Annotated in this window: 17 protein-coding genes, 1 tRNA gene and 1 pseudogene; 5 read left to right on the top strand and 14 right to left on the bottom strand. The window is 28.3% G+C overall.

Annotation, left to right across the window (positions count from 1 at the left end; translation table 11 throughout):
* The 3 genes and pseudogenes from Q0J90_RS14010 to gltA form a co-directional block, all read right to left on the bottom strand.
* Positions 1 to 863, bottom strand: a pseudogene (locus Q0J90_RS14010) (hypothetical protein); the annotation flags it as partial.
* A 15-nt stretch (positions 864 to 878) separates the two neighbouring features.
* Entirely contained in the window at positions 879 to 1,499 is a 621-nt protein-coding gene (locus tag Q0J90_RS14005; protein ID WP_297278497.1) for a hypothetical protein, read from the bottom strand.
* Between the two features lie 242 nt (positions 1,500 to 1,741).
* Positions 1,742 to 3,142: an NADPH-dependent glutamate synthase gene (gene gltA / locus Q0J90_RS14000; protein ID WP_297278496.1), complete on the bottom strand. Its 1,401-nt coding sequence runs from the start codon at positions 3,140 to 3,142 to the stop codon at positions 1,742 to 1,744.
* A gap of 258 nt (positions 3,143 to 3,400) precedes the next feature.
* Here gltA and rpmB point away from each other — a divergent pair, with 258 nt between their 5' ends.
* Together rpmB and ispH are read left to right on the top strand one after the other, a co-directional pair.
* On the top strand, positions 3,401 to 3,592 hold the full coding sequence (gene rpmB, locus Q0J90_RS13995) for a 50S ribosomal protein L28 (protein ID WP_028331184.1): 192 nt from the start codon (positions 3,401 to 3,403) through the stop codon (positions 3,590 to 3,592).
* Positions 3,593 to 3,604: 12 nt separating this feature from the next.
* Positions 3,605 to 5,353 (top strand): 4-hydroxy-3-methylbut-2-enyl diphosphate reductase, encoded by a 1,749-nt coding sequence (ispH, locus tag Q0J90_RS13990; RefSeq protein ID WP_297278495.1) that lies wholly within the window; start codon positions 3,605 to 3,607, stop codon positions 5,351 to 5,353.
* Between the two features lie 91 nt (positions 5,354 to 5,444).
* On the opposite strand, the gene Q0J90_RS13985 is transcribed toward ispH, so the two are convergent.
* On the bottom strand, positions 5,445 to 6,191 hold the full coding sequence (locus Q0J90_RS13985; RefSeq protein ID WP_297278494.1) for a DUF4912 domain-containing protein: 747 nt from the start codon (positions 6,189 to 6,191) through the stop codon (positions 5,445 to 5,447).
* A 156-nt stretch (positions 6,192 to 6,347) separates the two neighbouring features.
* Between Q0J90_RS13985 and Q0J90_RS13980 the strand changes: the two genes are divergently transcribed.
* The gene (locus Q0J90_RS13980) at positions 6,348 to 6,881 is read left to right on the top strand and encodes a hypothetical protein (RefSeq protein WP_297278493.1); all 534 of its coding nucleotides are present in this window, start codon (positions 6,348 to 6,350) and stop codon (positions 6,879 to 6,881) included.
* Between the two features lie 66 nt (positions 6,882 to 6,947).
* Positions 6,948 to 7,020, top strand: a tRNA-Asn gene (locus Q0J90_RS13975).
* 43 nt (positions 7,021 to 7,063) lie between these two features.
* Here Q0J90_RS13975 and Q0J90_RS13970 read toward each other — a convergent pair.
* The 8 genes from Q0J90_RS13970 to Q0J90_RS13935 all read right to left on the bottom strand — a co-directional run bounded on the left by Q0J90_RS13970 (position 7,064) and on the right by Q0J90_RS13935 (position 14,351).
* Positions 7,064 to 8,746 carry an AarF/ABC1/UbiB kinase family protein gene (locus Q0J90_RS13970; RefSeq protein ID WP_297278492.1) on the bottom strand — a complete coding sequence of 561 codons (1,683 nt, stop codon included), beginning with the start codon at positions 8,744 to 8,746 and terminating at the stop codon, positions 7,064 to 7,066.
* Positions 8,747 to 8,839: 93 nt separating this feature from the next.
* Positions 8,840 to 9,151 (bottom strand): phasin family protein, encoded by a 312-nt coding sequence (locus tag Q0J90_RS13965; RefSeq protein WP_028331189.1) that lies wholly within the window; start codon positions 9,149 to 9,151, stop codon positions 8,840 to 8,842.
* Between the two features lie 102 nt (positions 9,152 to 9,253).
* Positions 9,254 to 9,469 carry a hypothetical protein gene (locus Q0J90_RS13960; protein ID WP_297278491.1) on the bottom strand — a complete coding sequence of 72 codons (216 nt, stop codon included), beginning with the start codon at positions 9,467 to 9,469 and terminating at the stop codon, positions 9,254 to 9,256.
* Between the two features lie 23 nt (positions 9,470 to 9,492).
* The gene (locus tag Q0J90_RS13955; protein ID WP_297278490.1) at positions 9,493 to 10,227 is read right to left on the bottom strand and encodes a TM2 domain-containing protein; all 735 of its coding nucleotides are present in this window, start codon (positions 10,225 to 10,227) and stop codon (positions 9,493 to 9,495) included.
* 19 nt (positions 10,228 to 10,246) lie between these two features.
* Entirely contained in the window at positions 10,247 to 10,891 is a 645-nt protein-coding gene (locus tag Q0J90_RS13950; protein WP_297278489.1) for a hypothetical protein, read from the bottom strand.
* A gap of 142 nt (positions 10,892 to 11,033) precedes the next feature.
* Entirely contained in the window at positions 11,034 to 12,344 is a 1,311-nt protein-coding gene (gene grdF / locus Q0J90_RS13945; RefSeq protein ID WP_297278488.1) for a sarcosine reductase complex component B subunit beta, read from the bottom strand.
* A gap of 32 nt (positions 12,345 to 12,376) precedes the next feature.
* Positions 12,377 to 13,663: a sarcosine reductase complex component B subunit alpha gene (gene grdG, locus Q0J90_RS13940; protein WP_297278487.1), complete on the bottom strand. Its 1,287-nt coding sequence runs from the start codon at positions 13,661 to 13,663 to the stop codon at positions 12,377 to 12,379.
* A gap of 289 nt (positions 13,664 to 13,952) precedes the next feature.
* The gene (locus Q0J90_RS13935) at positions 13,953 to 14,351 is read right to left on the bottom strand and encodes a GrdX family protein (RefSeq protein ID WP_297278486.1); all 399 of its coding nucleotides are present in this window, start codon (positions 14,349 to 14,351) and stop codon (positions 13,953 to 13,955) included.
* A 217-nt stretch (positions 14,352 to 14,568) separates the two neighbouring features.
* On the opposite strand from Q0J90_RS13935, the gene Q0J90_RS13930 reads away from it, so the two are divergent.
* On the top strand, positions 14,569 to 15,309 hold the full coding sequence (locus Q0J90_RS13930) for a DNA methyltransferase (RefSeq protein ID WP_297278485.1): 741 nt from the start codon (positions 14,569 to 14,571) through the stop codon (positions 15,307 to 15,309).
* A gap of 46 nt (positions 15,310 to 15,355) precedes the next feature.
* Here Q0J90_RS13930 and Q0J90_RS13925 read toward each other — a convergent pair whose 3' ends face one another.
* Together Q0J90_RS13925 and Q0J90_RS13920 are read right to left on the bottom strand one after the other, a co-directional pair.
* Complete coding sequence (locus tag Q0J90_RS13925; protein WP_297278484.1) at positions 15,356 to 18,718, bottom strand: tetratricopeptide repeat protein; 3,363 nt, start codon at positions 18,716 to 18,718, stop codon at positions 15,356 to 15,358.
* 107 nt (positions 18,719 to 18,825) lie between these two features.
* Entirely contained in the window at positions 18,826 to 19,248 is a 423-nt protein-coding gene (locus tag Q0J90_RS13920) for a F0F1 ATP synthase subunit epsilon (protein ID WP_297278483.1), read from the bottom strand.
* Positions 19,249 to 19,290 lie beyond the last annotated feature (42 nt).

Raw genomic sequence — 19,290 nt, 5'->3', positions numbered from 1 at the left:
GCCTTTCTCTTAGCTTCCTCTTCGGCTTTTCTTTTAGCTTCTGCTTCTGCTTTAGCTTTTGCCTCAGCCTCTGCTTTTCTTCTAGCTTCTTCAGCTGCTTTTCTCTTAGCTTCTGCCTCTGCTCTAGCTTTTGCAGCTGCAGCCTCTGCAGCTTTCTTAGCATCTGCTTCCGCTTTAGTTATACCAGCAAGAGCAGCAGCAACATTTTGCTGAACACTTGCAAAATTATCAGATTTTAATGCCTCATCAGCTTTTGCTAAAGCTCCGGAAACAGCTTTATCATTATTATCACCTTTTTTTATACTTTTTCCTAAAGCAGAATTATACTTTCCTTTAGCATTAGCTATAGCTTTAGAAGCTGTATCTCTTTCTCTTCCTAAATATCCTTCTTTAACATTATTAGCAGATGTTAAAGCTTTATTAAAAGATTCTAAAACACTTGTAAATGTATTAGAAGCTGATGTTAACTCTTCTTCATTTTGAGCAACATCATTAGGACCAGGTACATTTCCTATATTAGCATTACCTTCTTCAAAATATTTAAGAGCTTCTTGATATTTAGCTTTAAATTGATTATCAGAAGCGGCACCTATTTGATTTATTTCTTTTATAGCTGCATCAGCATCTTTTTTAGTTTTATTAATTCTAGCATTCATTAATCTATAAAAAATAGCTATTGTAGCTTTATCAATAGTATCAGATGCTTCTTGTGATTTATCATAAGATTGCTGATACTGTCCTTCATTTTGAAGATTATCTGCTTCTTCAGTCATTCTAGCAGCATCTTCATAAGTTTGGGCAGGAAGAACAGACCATGTAAAAGATAATAAAGCTATAGTAGCTATTATTTTTTTAATTTTCATTGTTTACTCCTTAAATTAATTCTGTTCTTGTTCAAAGGCTTCTATCTCTTTCATCATCTTTTCTAATTCAGCTAAACGTTCTTTAACTTTTTTCAAAGCCTCATCACTCCTATCATATTGCTCTTTAGTTTTATTGTATAAATCTATATATGCAGTTTTAGCCTGATAAAGTTTATCTACCATAACTTTATAATCTTTTGTTTCAGCAGTATATAATGCATTAGCTTCTTCATATAGAGACTCAGCTTTATTAAATTCATCCGTATACATTACACCTGCTTTTATTTCTCTAGCATTTGTAGCACTTTCATCTGTTTGTTTTTTGAGAATTTCAGAATATGGAGGCAATCCTTTGTCTAGTACTAAATTATAATTAGTCTCTGCTGCTAACAATAATTCTTTAGCCTTTTTTGCCTCATCTTTATTTTCTTCTTTCATTATAATGTCAGCCTCTGCATAACCTTTTTCTGCTATTTCAAAATCCTCAGGAGCAAAAGTTTTTATTTCAGTATATTTGTTTACCACAGTATCTCTAAGAGCTGTTACTCTTTCATATTCTTTTACTGGTAAACCTCCGCAGGACATGATAATAAAAGCTAGTAAGGTTATAAAAGCTATTTGAATTTTCAAATTCATAATTGGATTAATCCTCCTAATATTTATAAAATATATTTTACAGCTTTTAATATAAAACCATAATTATTTAAATAAGAAAAAACCATTATTAGTTTTTTAAATAAAAAAGCCCCAATAGTTAACATATTAGTACTAATAATATAAAAGTCAAGTATAGTTTATTACTTTTTTAATATTTTTATATTGAAAAAGCCTAATGATATTTATCACTAGGCTATAATAAAAATATATCTAATTTTTCATTATTTATTAGACAAATATTTATCTATTCCAGCAGCAGCTCTTTTACCATCGCCAATAGCAAGGATAACTGTAGCAGCACCGCGGGCAGCATCTCCGCCTGCAAATACTCCTTCCATAGAAGTAGCACCTGTTTCTTCATCTATAACATAAGTACCTTTTTTAGTAATCTGTAATTCTGGTACTTTTCTTGAAATTAAAGGATTTGGAGTAGTACCTATAGCTACTATAACGGCATCAACCTCTATATCCTCTGTTTTACCTTCAACTGGAACAGGTTTTCTTCTTCCATCAGCATCAGCTTCTCCAAGCTCCATAACTTGAGTTCTTATAGCTGTAACATTATCATTTTCATCAGCAATAACTTCTAAAGGTGCTCTTAAGAATCTAAAATCAACACCTTCTTCCATAGCATGGTGAATTTCTTCTAATCTAGCAGGAAGTTCTTTTTCTGTTCTTCTGTAAACAATATATACTTTTTCAGCACCTAATCTAACAGCAGTTCTGCATGCATCCATAGCTACGTTACCGCCGCCTAATACAGCTACTTTTTTATGTTTTATAACCGGAGTATCAACTTCAGGGAATTTATAAGCTCCCATTAAATTAACACGTGTTAAATATTCATTTGCTGAATAAACTCCGCAGAAATGTTCTCCTGGGATGTTTAAGAAAGCAGGAAGACCGGCTCCTGTACCTAGAAATATAGCATCATATTCTTTTCTTAATTCATGGAAATCTAAAGATATACCGGCAACTTCATTTATTTTGAATTTAACACCGTCTTTTTTAAGGTTTTCCACTTCATGAGCAACTAACTCTTTTGGCAAACGGAATTCCGGAATACCATACATTAATACACCGCCAATAGTATGCAATGCTTCCAATACAGTAACATCATAACCTAATTTAATTAAGTCTCCAGCACAAGCTAAACCTGCAGGACCAGCACCTATGATACATACTTTTTTACCATTTTTTTCTACTTTCAAATCTTCATGTCTAGCATGCTTTCTCTCATAGTCAGCAACAAACATTTCTAATTTACCAATAGCAACAGGCTCAAATTTTTTACCAACAACGCATCTTTCTTCACATTGTTCTTCCTGAGGACATACTCTTCCGCATGCTGCTGGTAAAGCATTAGTTTCTTTAATTTTTTTAGCAGCTTCTAAAAATTTCTTTTCTGCAATAAGCCCTATAAATTCAGGTATTTTTACTTTAGCAGGACAACCTTCCATACAATGAGGAACTTTACAATCCAAACATCTTAAAGATTCTTGATATGCTTGTTCTTCAGTATATCCCAAAGGAACCTCTTTAAAGTCTTTTCTTCTTTCTTCAGGACTTCTAGCAGGCATTTCTTGTCTAGGTATCTCACCTAATTTTGATCTTGGGGGCATATATCTCTCCTATTTAGGTATTAAAATCATTTAATTAATACCAAATATTATACTACATATTTAAATATAATCAATGGCTATATTATTTTTTATTTTTTTTGTTATAAAAATTATAGCATTATGACAAATAATGTACTATTCGTAGCAATTAGAAAATAAAGAAAATATACTATAATTTTTGCCGAATCTATTGACTAGAATGAAATTTTATAATATAATCTTCTGAACTATAAACTATCATTAATTTTGGAGGAAATTATGGCAAGAGTATGTGAAATTTGCGGAAAAGGAAAACAAAATGGTCATAGTGTAAGCCATTCTAATATAAAAACTAAACGCTCTTTTAATGCTAATTTACAAAATATAAAAATAGAATTAAATGGTACTGTAAAAAAAGCATTAGTTTGCACAAAATGTATAAAAGGCAATAAAGTAGTTAAAGCTAAATAAATTTCAAAAATAATGAACGTAGATATAGGTAAATTTGCAGGTTTTTGTGACGGTGTAAAATATGCTGTAGAAAATACATTTTCTCAGGCAGCTAAAAATAATAATGATATATATATAGACGGACATTTAATACATAATCCTCAAACTCTTGATATGTTGGAAAATATTGGTGTTAAGACTTATGAAGATAATGAGGATATGTCTGTTTTGGATGGAAAAACTGTTATTGTCAGAGCTCATGGAATTTCTCCAAGCAGAAGAGAAGCTCTTTCAAGTCATGCTAAAAAAATAGTCAATCTTACATGTAAATATGTAGCAAAAATTCAAGGATTAGTAAAAAAACATAGTTCGCTTGGTTATAGAGTTATAGTAATAGGAAACCCTAATCATCCTGAAATTATTGGTGTTTGCGGATATGCAAATGATGTTTATGTAGTATATCAAGATGAAGATATTGACAAATTACCTGAAGATAATAAAAAAACTTTAATAGTAGCTCAAACCACTTTACAAAAAAATGTATTTGATAAATTTGTAAGTAAAATTCAGGAAAAATATAAAGATACTGAAGAAATAATAATAAAGAATACAATTTGCGAAGCTACAGAACAAAGACAAACTGAAGTTTTAGAAATAGCAAAAAGGAATGATGTTGTATTAGTAATAGGAGGTTCTGAGAGCAGCAATACTAGAAATTTATACAAAATAGCATCATCAATAAAACCTGCATTTTATGTAGAATTTAAAGAAGATTTAGAAAAACTCGATTTATCTAAATATAAGAACGTAGGAATTATGGCCGGAGCATCTACTCCTGATTGGCTTATAGAAGATGTTGCTCAGACTATAAAAGATAAGTATTCAGGTCCTATAACAAAATTTTTCTCTAAAATTTTTGATTTTTTAAATTATGGATATATATTCTTTTCTTTAGGTGCTTTCTTAATGTCCTATGCAATATACGATATATTATCTCAGCTGTTTCAATTTCAAATAGGAATAATAATAGCTTTATACTATCTATATATGAGTTTAGGAAATGGATACAGCAACTATACCATCAAGATAAGTGATAAAAGAAGATACCTATTTTATCAGAAAAACAAAATATTTTTTATGTCATTAATAGTAATAAGTGCATTATTGATGTTTTATTTTTCATATAAAATGAGTGTAGGAATATTAATGCTCTCAATACTATCCAGCCTGCTTGGAATAGGCTATAATATCAGTTTTGAAAATAAATCAAGATTTGAATCATCTATATTTTTTAAATTATTTAAAAAACTTATACCATTTAAAGCAATAGTTATATCTGTAGCTGTTACAGTATTAATGAATGGTTCTATATTTATAATGAATAGAGATATTATAAACGAAAAACCTTTTTCATATTCATTTTCTGCTGCTATAGTATTTTTATTTATGTTTATAAGACAGGCATTAATAGAAATAAAATTTTCTCAAAGTGATAAAATAGCAGGAGCTGTAACTTTAACAACATATATAGATTCAAGCAAATTAGCCATTATAACAAGAACAATACCTCTTATACTAATATTATTCATGATAGCAGGTATCATTACAAATAAATTTCCACTAGAAATAAACAAATTGAAATATTTTATACCAATAATATACAGCAGTATAATTTCTTTTATGGTAATGAAAAAAAAGATTATAACAAGCAGGCATCTATTTTCAATTCTTATAGATTCTCCGCTATATATATTATTTTTAGCGGCATTAATTAAAATTTAATTTACAGAGTCAGCAAAACAAAAACAGAAAAATTAATAAGCATATATATATTAATTAATACCGCTCAATTATCAGATAATAAAATAATTTTTTAATTCTTTTTCAAGAAAAGTGAAGATGAAGATCCGGCAAGATGATGTCTTCTCAAATCTATAAGTTCAAATATAGTAGCAGAAGACAAACTTTCTCTTAAAGCTTTAGGAGATTTTAAAAGCTTAATAATTTCATCATTAACCATCCACTCTTCATCATAAACATTGCTTATAGAATCTCTAGGTGCATATATCATATTGCTTCTAGCCAAAACTATAAATCTATTATTTTCATCATAATAGCCTAGTTCCCCTATAAAATAAGCATGAGGCATAGCTAAATTAACATATCTGTCGCCATAAATATAATTTACTTCTATTTCTTTATGAATTTCTCCATTAGTTACATCATATCCAAATACATGGAATATTCTCACAGATATTCTTTTATTTTTTAAAGAGTGATAGGCTATATCATTATCTGAAATGTCCCAATAAAAAAAACACCATTCCGGATCACGCATCATTAATACTAATTTAGTTTCATTATATCTATCAGGCAATTCTCTAACTATATCAACTTCATCTGGTATATAATTTTCTTTTTTTACTTCTTCTTTTACATTTTTTACATCTTCATTTGCAGCTTTTTTCTTAGAAACTGTTTTTTTAGCGGTAGTAGTTTTTTTAGAAGTAGCGGCTGATTTAACAGCAGCTTTTTTAGTTGTAGAGGTAGTCTTTTTTGTAGCAGCTGTTTTCTTTTTAGGGGTGTCTTCAGATTTTTTTTCTGTTTTTTTTGTAGCCATAAATATCTCCATAATTTTATATTTTTCACAAAATATTATAGAACAAATACTTTTATTGTCAATAAGTAATAATAATTTTTTTACTTTTTTAATTTTAGTAGATTTTATATTTTACGATAATAAAAAATAATAAAATCTTAAATATTTGGAGCGAAAGTGAAAATAAAAATAATTTTAGCAATATTATTTACTGCAATTACAATATTTGCACAAGACGATTTGAACATACCTGTAACCCCTAGTAACGATCAGGAATTAGACAAAGCTGTTGGTTATGCAAGAACATTAGCTGATTTTGACCGCAGCTTGAATGCATATTCAAAATTAAAATCTTATCTGAGCTTACTAGATTCCAAAGGTATGAAGGCTTTAAAAGCTCATCCGTCATACCCTAAATTAGGCGATATATATATGTATGGAGCAATATATTTGGAAAAAGAATATAAAGAAGATAAGATAATAGAATTGTACACAAAAGCTTTAGAATTAAGAGCTGAACCAAATTCTAATTATGCCCTAGCTACAAGATATAAAATGAAATACGATGAAGCTGTAAAAAAGAATGATTTAGATAAAGAAAAAGAATATGGAAAAAAAGTTTATGAATATTTAAACCAATATTTGGTATTATCTGGAAATAAGTCTTCAAAGTATGCAGAAATACTTGAATATTTTAGCACATATAAATAAAAAAATATGCAAATAGGTATTGACATTTATTTTTATTATGCTATAATATTCAAACATTAAAAACAATCCGAGATAGCTCAGTCGGTAGAGCAGGTGACTGTTAATCACCGGGTCGCAGGTTCGAGCCCTGTTCTCGGAGCTTAATTAAAAAGCCTCCTTACGGAGGCTTTAATTTTATCTTATTATCTCTTTTTCTTCTTAAAATATTTATTTATTACTCTGCTGATTATCATTATAAATCCCATTATTCCTGAAACACCAAAACCTATCATACCTATAACAGATGTACCATGGAACAATGGAGGTATTTTACTTGTAATAATTAAAGCACTAGCCATAATTAGAGAAGCTAATACTATAGAATAACTTAATCTGTCTGCCAAATTATCAAGAGTATTAGATAAGGATTCAAGTTTTTTATGCTCAAGCTGTATCTTCATACTGCCTTTTCTTATTACTGATACTAAATCTGATAAATTTGAAGGAAGATTTCTTAAAGCATTAGAATAATCTCCTATTATATTTTTAGCTTCTCTTAATAGATTATGAGGTTTTATTTGTTCTTTAACATATTTAAAAGCAAAAGGCTTTATATGTTCTATCAGTTTTACATCTTTATCTAAATTCCTTCCAACTCCCTCAAGAACAATTAAAGATTTTATCAAAAGCATAATATTACTAGGCAAACTTAATTTAAATTCTCTTATTATAGTGATAAGTTCATTAAATACATTTTCTATATTAATATTATCTAATGACATATCTATATACTTATTTACTAAAATAAATATGGACATATTAAATTCTTCAATATTTTTCATATCGCCATGATTACATAAATCAAGTATAGCCTTAGATAAAGCTAAATAGTCAGCATTATTTATACTCATAATAAGCGATGAAAAAGCATCCTTTGAATTTGGAGGAATAAAACCAACCATTCCAAAATCTAAAAAACATAAAACATTATTTTCTAATGCCATTAAATTACCAGGATGCGGATCAGCATGGAAAAATCCAAGCATAAATATTTGTTCAAGCACAGCATCAATACCAATAGAAACTAGTTTTTTTCTATCATATCTTGTATCATCCGGAGATATATCAGATATTTTTATTCCATCTATATATTCCATAGTCAATATATTTTTTGTACTATAATCTTCATAAACTTTTGCTATTTTTATATTTTTATTATTTCTAAAATATTTGGCAAATTTTAGAGTATTATTTTTTTCAAAATTAAAATCTAACTCCTGCAATAATTGACTTTTAAAAGCGTTAATAAGTTTCTGAGGCTTCATAAGAGCAAATTCTTCATTATATTTTTCAATAATATTAGCAAGCCAAACTATAATCTCTAAATCTGTAAGTATATTATCTTCTATATTTGGTCTTTTCACTTTTATAGCAACTTTTTCACCATTTTTCAAAATACCAACATGTACCTGAGATATAGAAGCACTAGCTTTAGGCTTAGTATCAAATGATTCAAATACTTCATCTATAGTACTGCCTAACTCTGTTTCTATAATCTTTACAGCCTCTTGTTCATCAAATGGTTTAACATGATTTTGAAGTTTACTAAGCTCATCTGTAATATCTTTAGGCAGTATATCATTTCTATTAGATAATATTTGTCCCAATTTTATAAAAGTAGTACCCAAATCCTCGCAGGCCATTCTTATTCTCTCGCCTCTTGTATACTTACTTAAATCAACTCCTTTATATTTTATATTAAGTTTTTTTATAGGATTTTTTATTATTGTCAATATTGGTGTAATATCTATAATATCTCTAAATCCATAGGCTATTATTATAGAAATTATTTCTCTTGCTCTTTTTATAGATTTCATATTATTCATTTTCATTCCCAAAAAAAATGCATTAATAAAATATATTTACATATACTTTAATAATGCATTTTTATTTTTTAAATATTCATAGTTTTATTATTATTATTGCTGATCTTTTTTTATAGATGATTTTAATTCATCCAATTCTTTTCTCATACTCTCATATTCTTCTTTTTTAACATATCCCATTTTATCTATAACTTGCTGTATTCTATCATCAATAAATTGGGTAACTTCTTCTTTTGTCTCTGTAGCTTTATTTACCATATCTTTTACAAATTTCTCTCCCTCTTCAGCACTTACATTTTTATCTTTAATAAACTCGCGTGCTGCATCTTCAAGCTTTTCTTTTCCTTTCAACATCATGCCTATTCCAGCATAAAAACCTGATTTGATATCATCTGATATTCCCATAATTATCTCCTTTATTTTTAAATTTTAATGTACGTATTATTTATCTTTATAATAAAAAAGTCAACAGCTTAAAAATTACTTTATATATAAAAAATAAATAATTTATACCTTATCTATAACATCAAAATAACAAGCCATAAAATCCCCTTCCCCATTCTCAAAATCTGCTACCATAGAAGAAACTTTTTTATTAAGCTCTTTTATCATAGCATAGGCTATCTCCTGTGCTTTGCTATCTGTTAAATTTGAATTATTCTTTTGAATGTTTTTTATTACCTTATTTATATTAACTCTTTTATAAACACCATCGCTATCCACTGCACAATCTCCTTTACAAAATCTTACATATATCCATTATTTCTTAAAGTTGTTTTTAATACATCTATATCGCTGTTTATATCCATAATATCATTTTCATGTATTTTATTTAAAACATTTTTCAAAAATTCTATAACTGCTGCAATAGATTCTTTTATTCCTTTCTTAACATTATTTATATTATCTGCATTTGAATCTTCTAAATCTACATAATAATTTATAAGTTTTAATGTTGTAGGTATATTATACTCTATCATATGTTCCAAATCTTTTTTAATATTATAACTCTTCTCTTCATCATCGCATTCTGAAGCTTTATTTATAATATCTTTAAATAAAGCATTTAATTGTTTTACATAAGAAGCAAATTCATAATCCTTAATATTTTTAACACTATCATTTATTAAATTATAATAATTTAAAGCCTCTGAAATTACACCATTATCATTTCTTTCTTTATCAGTATCAGAAGTATAACTATATTCTGCTTCTAATACATTACTATCATCATAATAATTTTCTTTATAATTTATTTCATTATAATAATCTCTATTGTATTTTAAATTAAATTGTTCATCACTCATAAATATAAATTTTAGTAAATCTATAATACATAACAAATAGGGAATAAATGTCCAAAAAAACAATACATATAATATACCCCTTTTTATCTGTCCCAAATAAAATTTCTGTATTCCTATACCAGCAAAGAAAAGAGATAATGCAGAAAATAATATAGCATAAATTCTTTTTTTCATTATATTTAATATCCTATTTTTAAAAATCTTTCTCTTTAACAAGTCCGTCTTTTAAAAGCATAGCCTTCAAAACACTTATATCACTGTTTATATCTATTAAAATATTAGTATCAATATTTCTTTTCATTCTGTCAAATCCATAGTTAATAGCACATATGGATCTTTTTATTTCTAATCTAACTCTATCCTTATTTCTCTCCTCCATAGAACAATTATCCAAATCCACGTAAGTATAAATAAATTTACTAATAGTAGGAATATAGTAATCTGTTATAGAATTATGCATTCTAATATAGCTTTTATTTCCGCTTATACAATTTAAAACTTCTTTTATATTATTAACAGTATCTTGAATTATTAATACAAAATCATAATCTTTAATATTATATATAGCCTTTTTCATTATATCATCATAAAAAAACTCATTAATTGTATCATCATCCATTTTATTACTATCTATATTTTCTTTTTCTGCTTTATTTTTATCTTTTACTGAATTAGGTTTTTTCACAAAAGAAAATATTACTAATAATAAAAAAGCAAATATTATAATAGAAACTACTTGAAAAGAAGAAATAAAGAAAATAATTCCTGAAATAGCTAATAATGATACAGAAACAGATAAATTAAAATTATTGATAAATAATTCTTTACATTTTTTCATAAATATCCTCTCCATTAAAAATTAGCAAATGGATCTAAGTTAATAATACTACAAATATAAAAAATATCAATAATATTATAAAACCACCCCATATATAAAATTTTTTATATACAGAGTGGTTCAAAACAACTATAATTAAGTATTAATTTTCAAATACAGTTTGCTCAGTAACTTCAGTCTGTAAAGCTTTTAAAGCTCTCTCAACCATAGAACGTCTTATTTTTTTGCTGGCTTCTTCACCCAAAGGAGGATTACCTAATGGATATGGTATACCAACACCAGGAACTATTCTGTTAGCTCCTATAGTTAAAGATATTGGCACTACTGTAGCCACGTGAACTACTGGAATACCAGCACGTTCAATTTCTTTTACCATCGTTGCACCGCAACGTGTACAAGTTCCTCAGGTTGATGTAAGTATTACTGCTTGAACTCCGTCAGCTAATAATTTTTTAACAAATTCTTCACCAAAACGTTTAGCGTTTCCAGTAGAAGTACCTGTACCTGTAGTAGTAACAAAGTAATCAGCTAATTCGCCTATACCGCCTTCTGCCTCTATTTCTCTCATAACATCCAAAGGTATAACAAGATTTGGATTTTCCAAAACAAATGCTCTGTCATATCCTCCGTGTATAGTCATGAAGTCTTTTTTATCCATAGATTTTTTATCTTTAATGCTGTAAATACCATATTTAGTAGCACTAGAGCTTTCTATTCTATCTGGGTTACCTACAGGAACTATACCGCCGGAAGTAACAAATGCAACTTTTGTTTTACTCATATCTTTAATAGCTGCAGCAGGAGGAACTTTATCAAAGAAAGGCATAGGATATTCTGTTTCTATCTTTTCGCCTTTTATTTTTCTAACCAACAAGTCAACAGCACGAGTAGAACCGCGTACTTCATTGAAGTAGTTTACTCTTATTCCTCTTTCAAAATAACCTTCTACAGCAGGACCTTGAACTTCTTCGCCGGAAACTAATTTTTTAGCTAATGCTGCTACTTTAGGTATAGAATTTTTCATATCAGCAGCAGAATCTTTAGTTTCTATTATGTATAAATCTTTACGGTACATATCAACACCAGGATTTTCTTTATACATAGCAGTAACAACAGGAATTTTGAAATGCTCTTCAACAGCAAGACATATACCGCCGCAAGCTACACCATAACGTCCGGCATTAAATGCAGGACCAGCTATAAATAAATCTGGTTTATATTTTTCAATCATTTTAATAATTGTTTCTTTAGCTTCATCAATATGCTCACCGAAATAGTTGTCACCGCAAATAACAGTAGCAACTACATCATAACCATCGCCTAGTTCTTTAGCTAAAGCAGCACCAGGTCCTATAACACCTTCTCTAATTTCTGGTGCTATACCAGCCTTTTCTTCACCTCCGATACCGGCAAAGAATTGGTTCATATAATGTATAACTATTTTTTTACTCATAAATCATTCTCTCCTTAAAGTTTTAATAAAAATTAATAACCTTTAGCAGAAAGTTTGTTAAAGCCATTAGCAATAGTAGAAGCTATAATGATTTGTAATTCAGCCTCTATACTTCCATCTGGTTTTAAACTGCCTTCATATCCACCTATCATAGTTTCAACGAAATCTAAAGTACCGATAACTTTATCCATTTTAGGGAAATTAATAATAACATTACCATTACCGCAAGAAACTAATGTATCAGCTTCCGGAGTAGTATCAGCTAGAGACTGAGATTTACCATCTCTGCCTGGGAATTCATCTGTGATAAGTACAACTTTAATACCTTTTTGAGCAACTTTTTTACAGTTCATCATAAGGTCAGTATCAGGATTACCATATCCCTCTTCTGTTATAATAATTCCATCTAAACATAAAAATTCTGCTAATTTAGCAACCATATCAGAAGATCTTTCTTTATCAGCTAAGAATACATTTTCATTAGTTAATATAACACCTATAAAGTTTAAATCTTTACCATGTCTTTTATATAAATCTTCAATTACAGGGTTATGGAAATGGTGATAAGTAGTAACTTTATCGCAAGGAGCAACGCAGTTTCCGCTTACAATAGCACCGTCCATAATTTCTGTTGGATACATAAATGTAGGAACCATCTGTTTAGCATCAACACCATAGTAATATGTATCATGCAATAATCCTTGAGACTGAAGCATGTGTATATATCCAACTTTAGGTAAATCAGGATACTGAGCTATCTGCTGAGCTAATGGTTTAGTTTCATAAGTAACAACTTCATCAGGAGTTAAATTTCTAGCAGCTTCACCAATGAAATTAGCAACTTTCAAACCAGCTAATCTTCCAGCTTCTTCATAGCTGTGAGTTTCTAAACCTTCTTTAGGCTCTATAACAATACATACATTGTTTGTTTGAGAGAATGGAGTATATTTAGCAGCTTCTCCAGACATATCGATAATACCTTCTTGGAATCCAACTATACGTCCGCATGTTACAACACAAGCACCTATTAAAGCATGTGTTCTTCCGCTTCCAACCTCTTTAACTTTGTTAATAATACCTGGGAATATTCCGCCGCCGCCGCTTACTTTTACACGTGGCTCAATAACATCCTTTACTGGAGCTATACGTACAGATTCGCCAGGCCTAGCAAGTTCAACTTTAACTGATATTATTCTATCATCTTGAAGTACAAGTTCTTCTATGTCTTTAGCACAAACATAAAGAACCCCATTCTCGACTTTCATTTTGTCAGAAAATTGAACATCTTTAATAAAAATTTTACCTAGTTCTAACTTCATGAACTATTCCTCCTTTATTATTTTTTTATTATTAATTCTAATAATACTTTTTATGAATATTATAAAGAATAATAAAAATCCCACATAAATATTAATTAATACATTTGATAAGATATTAGATAAATACACAATTGAGATGTAAACAAAAATTAAAATAGAATATTTTGCTATATTATTATTAGAATATATAGAAAAAGATATAGGCATCCTAAATATCAAAATGATATTTCTAATATAATTATACCTCTCATCATTTATATCCTTCATATAAGCCTTCCTACATAAAATTTTAATATAACGGCAAATTTTTACTAAAGCAAGACTCTATTAAAGATAAATCAACTGTTTTAAAATCTTCTTTAATGTTTTCCGGCCAATTAGTAAGGTTTCTATTTTTTATAAATTTATTATAATTATCTATAGCACTTTCTATCAACTGCAAATCAGCAAAATTAATATTAACACCCTTTTTTATCAAAATAGATTTATAAGGTGTCTGATTTGACTTTAGACTTCCGCTCATAGGATGAGTTAGTAAATTATATCCATTATGTATAAAGTCTCTAACTTTTACAAAAACATCATACATACTTTCACTGCTTATATAGTCTATAGTATAATATTCTTTATATTTGTTAATAACTTTATCATTATTAGTAACAATCAATAAATTATCTCTATTTAGCAAAATAATTTCCAAAAAAAATATTGTACAGATAGAGTATAATAAAAATAATTTTTTAAATCAATAAATAATATTACATTTTTACTCTTTTTTTCAATAAAAAAATGGTAAAAATACACAATATATACGATAATAGGGTATTTAATTTATATAAACACTTGCCAATATATATTTATAATATATATTATAAATATATATTTGATAATAAAAGTGAATGTATATGAAAAAGAAATTAGAATTACAAACAACAACATTATGGGACTATCCTTCTCAGCAGTATTTAAAAAGCGAAGAAGAAAAGCATAAGAATTATATAGGAGCAACACCTTCATATATTATATGGAATTTGCTTAATAGATATACTAAAGAAAAAGATTTAGTAGTTGACCCTATGGCTGGAAGCGGTACTACTATCGATGTAGCTCGCGAATTGAACAGACGTGCTTTGGGATATGATATTAATCCGAAAGCATTGCAAAGAAAAGATATTTTTAAAGCGGATGCTAGAAAAATACCCATAGAAGATGAAAAAGTTGATTTTGTATTTATAGATCCGCCTTACAGCACACATATTAACTATTCTGATGAAAAAAATTGTATTGGAAAATTAACCGCAAAAGAAAATGAATATTATGAGGCTATGGAAAAAGTCATAAATGAGATATTTAGAATAATGAAAAAAGACAGGTATATGGCTTTATATGTTTCAGATTCTTATGAAAAAGGTTTTCCATTCATGCCTATCGGATTTAAACTATTTGAAATTATGAGTAAATATTTTATGCCTATAGATATAGTATCTGTTGTACGTCATAATAAAAACTTAAATAAAGGAAATTATCATATTGCTGCTATAGAAAATAATTTTTATTTAAGAGGTTTTAATTATCTATTTATAATGTACAAAAAAGGAAACAAAACTATAGACAATAACGGCAAACTTCATCTAAGAAATTTATAAAAAAGGCTGAGTTTAATTTATAAACCCAGCCAAACTATTATTTTTATTACCTTAAATAATACATATCTTTAGGTATATAATCATCTATAATTGTAGCATTCTTTAAGTTTCTATTTCCCTGTACAGCCATTATATTATAAGAAGCCGCACCAACATTTTGATTATCAACCATTATAGTTCTTTTTTCCATTCTTTCTAAATCTATATTAGAAGTTCTAACTTGATCAAAATATTCGCTAGCCAAAACAAAATATTTAAATGCCTCCTGCTCATTTTTAATAGTGTTTGTTACTGTAGCATTATGAGCATAAGAAACACCTATATTATTATAAAGGCTTGCTAAATAACTAATCAATATAAAATCACTTTCTGTACGCATTTCTAATCTGCCTAATCTATCACGCTTAGACAAAACCTGACTCAAAGCATTTCTATAAAATCCATTAGCCAAATTAGCTTTATCTAAATGTAAAAGCGAATTTCCTAAAGCATAAGATACTACACTGTTGCTAGGATTTTTTTGGAATAGAGCATTAAATCCTTCAAAAGCTCTATCATATTCATTGTCTAAATAATATATCCATGATAAATTATAAAGCAATTGATCACTTCTAAGATTAGGAGCAAGATTATCATAAGCCATTTGATAATGCTCCTTGGCTTTTACATAATCCTTATCCTGATAAAAATAAACATTGCCCAAGTTATAATTAGCATCCGGATATACATTATTTATAGCCAATGCCTCATTAAAGTTTTTAACAGCGTTTCCATACTCTCCTAAATTATAATATATTTGACCTAACATATTATATACATACTCTTTTCCTCTATAGAAAGGATCTTTGCTATATAAAGGTAAAGCAGCTGTAGTAAGTATTTCCGTAGCTCTATCATAATGTTTTAATCTAGCTTCATAATCAGCATATCCTACTATAGATTCCAAGTTAGAAGGATAAGTAGCCAATAACTTTTCAAATAATGTTCTAGCACCATAAAAATCTTCTTTATCAAGTAGATATTTAGCCAATTTTGGATAAACATCATCGTCTATATACCCTCTTTTCAAAGAATCTATATGACTTTGAAGAGCTTTTACATGCTGATAATTATCCTGATATATTCTTATTAACATTGCTCTTTTTCTAGGTATAACATTGTCGCCAAAGAAATTAATCATATCACTATAATTATTATAAGCAACATCATAATATTCAGGCTGAAGTAAATTCTTAGCTCTGCTTATCATAAGAATACCGCGTTCATCATATATGATTTTTTGTTCTTTTTTCTTCTTAGTATAAAGCAACATATCATTATACAATTCTTCGCCTGCTTTATAGTCTTCTTCTGATAATTCTTTCTCCCCTTTCTTTCTATGATAAAAACCATAAGTTATTCTAGTTTCAAAATCTCTAGGCTTAATATCTAAAGCACCCTGTATCTTATTCAATGCATTAGGGAATGTATCTCTAGCTATATAAGCTCTTGCATATTTATTATACCATTTTATTTGCTTAGGTTTTAATCTTTCACCCTGAGCAAAATTACGTTCGGCCTCATCATAAGCTCCGTTTGATATGCTGGTTAAACCTTGCTTATAGTATTTATTTGCCATTATAGGCTTATAAATAAATTGGAAAGAGAATACTACTATAGCCAAAAATAATACCAAAAATACAGCAGCAACTCTTATAATCTTAGCATAATCTTTTAATGAGTTAGCTATAGGTATAAGATCTAATACATTCTTTTTGTCATCTTCTCTTATACTTAATCCTAATTCTTTATTCAATATATTTGCTATATTTTCATTAGATTCACCGCGTTCCAATGCATTAAGCAAAGTTTCCATAGAATCTCTATCTATTTTTTCATTAAGTATAGCATCCAAAACATGATATTGTGTAATTGGAGGAAGATATTTAATAGAATTGATAACTTTATCATGATCTATATTTTTATCTACATCCTCATATTTAGAAGTACTTAAACTGCTGGATGATCCAGGTGCTGGAAGAATACTTCCTCCTTCCATTATGTTAGCAGAAGGAACATTACTTACAGTATCTTCTATTTCATCTGGTAAATCTAAATCATCATATTTGTCATCTGCATCTAAATTATTATATTCATGAACTTCATCATCACTTTCTGTATCATCTATATCATCTAATGTTAAATTATCTAAATCTACATCATCTTCTGCATTTTCTTCTTTTGAAACTTCTTTCTCAGATTTATTTTCTGCTGCAGGCTCTTCTTTCTCTTCTTCTTCATCCGGGATTAAATTATCTAAGTCCAAATTATCATCGTCTTCTGAAACTTCTTCTTCGGATTTGCTTTCTGCAGGAGTTTCATCTACATCTTCTTCAGGAACCAAATTATCTAAGTCCAAATCATCATCGTCTTCTGGAATTTCTTCTTCAGATTTGCTTTCTGCAGGAGCCAAATTATCTAAGTTCAAATCATTTTCATCATCTAATATATCATTTAAACTATCAGATATATCATCAATACCTAAATCATCATTAATATTTTCAATATTATTAATTTCTGGCAAATCTTCAGAGTCATCGGATACATCATCAACAACATAATTATCATCTATATCAGGTAAACTATTAGGTAAAGGAAGATCATCTAAAACTGGTAATTTTTCACTTTTTATACCAGAATTCTTAGATTTTAAATCTGAATCATTAATATCCATTGCAATTTTATCTTCTAATTCTTTATCCTCCGGCAACTCCAATGAATCTAAATCCCCAGAAATTTTATCATCATTTATACCTAAATCATCATCTATACCCAAATCTTCAGGTAAACCTAAATCATTATCATCTATACCTAAATCTTCAGGTAATCCTAAATCATCTATATCAGCTAATACTTTATCATCTTCTAAATCTTCAGGTAAATCCAAATTATCTACATCAGCTGACACTTTATCATCTTCTAAATCTTCAGGTAAATCTAAATTATCTACATCAGCTGATACTTTATCATCTTCTAAATCTTCAGGCAAACCTAAATCATCTAATTTACCATTTGCTAAATCTTCAGGCAAGCCCAAATCATCTAATTTATCATTTGCTAAATCTTCAGGTAATCCCAAATCATCTATACCCAAATCTTCTGGTAATCCTAAATCATCTATACCTAAGTCATCAGGCAAATCTAGATCATTTACTGAATTTTCTTTATCATCAGTATCGTCCAAATTATCCAAATCATCAATGGAAGGCAAACCATTATCCTCACCAGGCATAGAACTAGCCATATGTTCATCTGTAAAAACTGACTTGAAACGATCATAGTCGCTTTGTAATATTTCTTCTGGTAAATCTTTATTACCTATTAAAAAGGCAATACTTCCTAATCTTTCTAAATCTTCTATTTTAGGCATATTCAATCATCTAATGTAAATTTTTTTAGTTAACATATTAAATTATATTAAAAATTAAAAAATATGTCAACTAAATTATCGGATAATAGCAAAATTACAATAGCATATTATTTAGAAGAAATTTCTATTTGTTTATTGAGTTTTTTTATTTGCTCGCTATTTCTTCTGGCTTCTTCTTCATTAATAACCATTTGCTTAGATAATTTAGTTATTTTTTCTTTATTAAGTGCTACGTCTATATCTTTTGGGTACAAAGCTGATTCAACTAATATACCAATAACATTTTGCATTACCTCTGCTATGCCTTCTTCAACATACATATTAATAAGTTTATTATCCTCTGTATATATTCTAAGTTCTCCGTATCCAATTCTAACAATATATGGACAATGATCCAAATATATAGAAACATATCCGTCATAAGAAGGTATCTCAACATGATCTATACGCATGGATCTAAGTATAGGACCATTTCTAGTAATTACAGAACAAGTTAATGCTTTTTGATTCTTTTTAGCAGCTGTAGCCATATTAATACTCACAAAATTAAATTATATTCTTGTATTTTAAAA

The organism is uncultured Brachyspira sp. (assembly GCF_944390595.1).
Classification (GTDB): Bacteria; Spirochaetota; Brachyspiria; order Brachyspirales; family Brachyspiraceae; genus Brachyspira.
The sequence above is the reverse complement of the archived record's forward strand: the minus strand, read 5'-3'. Positions and strand labels throughout refer to the sequence as shown.

Bases quoted from the DNA above. Each gene is read 5' to 3' on its own strand.
- Q0J90_RS13925 (WP_297278484.1), bottom strand. From the start codon at position 18,718: ATGCCTAAAATAGAAGATTTAGAAAGATTAGGAAGTATTGCCTTTTTA.
- rpmB (WP_028331184.1), top strand. From the start codon at position 3,401: ATGGCAAGAGTATGTGAAATTTGCGGAAAAGGAAAACAAAATGGTCAT.
- Q0J90_RS13965 (WP_028331189.1), bottom strand. From the start codon at position 9,151: ATGGGAATATCAGATGATATCAAATCAGGTTTTTATGCTGGAATAGGC.
- Q0J90_RS13985 (WP_297278494.1), bottom strand. From the start codon at position 6,191: ATGGCTACAAAAAAAACAGAAAAAAAATCTGAAGACACCCCTAAAAAG.
- ispH (WP_297278495.1), top strand. From the start codon at position 3,605: ATGAACGTAGATATAGGTAAATTTGCAGGTTTTTGTGACGGTGTAAAA.
- Q0J90_RS13920 (WP_297278483.1), bottom strand. From the start codon at position 19,248: ATGGCTACAGCTGCTAAAAAGAATCAAAAAGCATTAACTTGTTCTGTA.
- Q0J90_RS13950 (WP_297278489.1), bottom strand. From the start codon at position 10,891: ATGAAAAAATGTAAAGAATTATTTATCAATAATTTTAATTTATCTGTT.
- Q0J90_RS14005 (WP_297278497.1), bottom strand. From the start codon at position 1,499: ATGAATTTGAAAATTCAAATAGCTTTTATAACCTTACTAGCTTTTATT.
- Q0J90_RS13930 (WP_297278485.1), top strand. From the start codon at position 14,569: ATGAAAAAGAAATTAGAATTACAAACAACAACATTATGGGACTATCCT.
- Q0J90_RS13970 (WP_297278492.1), bottom strand. From the start codon at position 8,746: ATGAATAATATGAAATCTATAAAAAGAGCAAGAGAAATAATTTCTATA.
- Q0J90_RS13955 (WP_297278490.1), bottom strand. From the start codon at position 10,227: ATGAAAAAAAGAATTTATGCTATATTATTTTCTGCATTATCTCTTTTC.
- grdG (WP_297278487.1), bottom strand. From the start codon at position 13,663: ATGAAGTTAGAACTAGGTAAAATTTTTATTAAAGATGTTCAATTTTCT.
- gltA (WP_297278496.1), bottom strand. From the start codon at position 3,142: ATGCCCCCAAGATCAAAATTAGGTGAGATACCTAGACAAGAAATGCCT.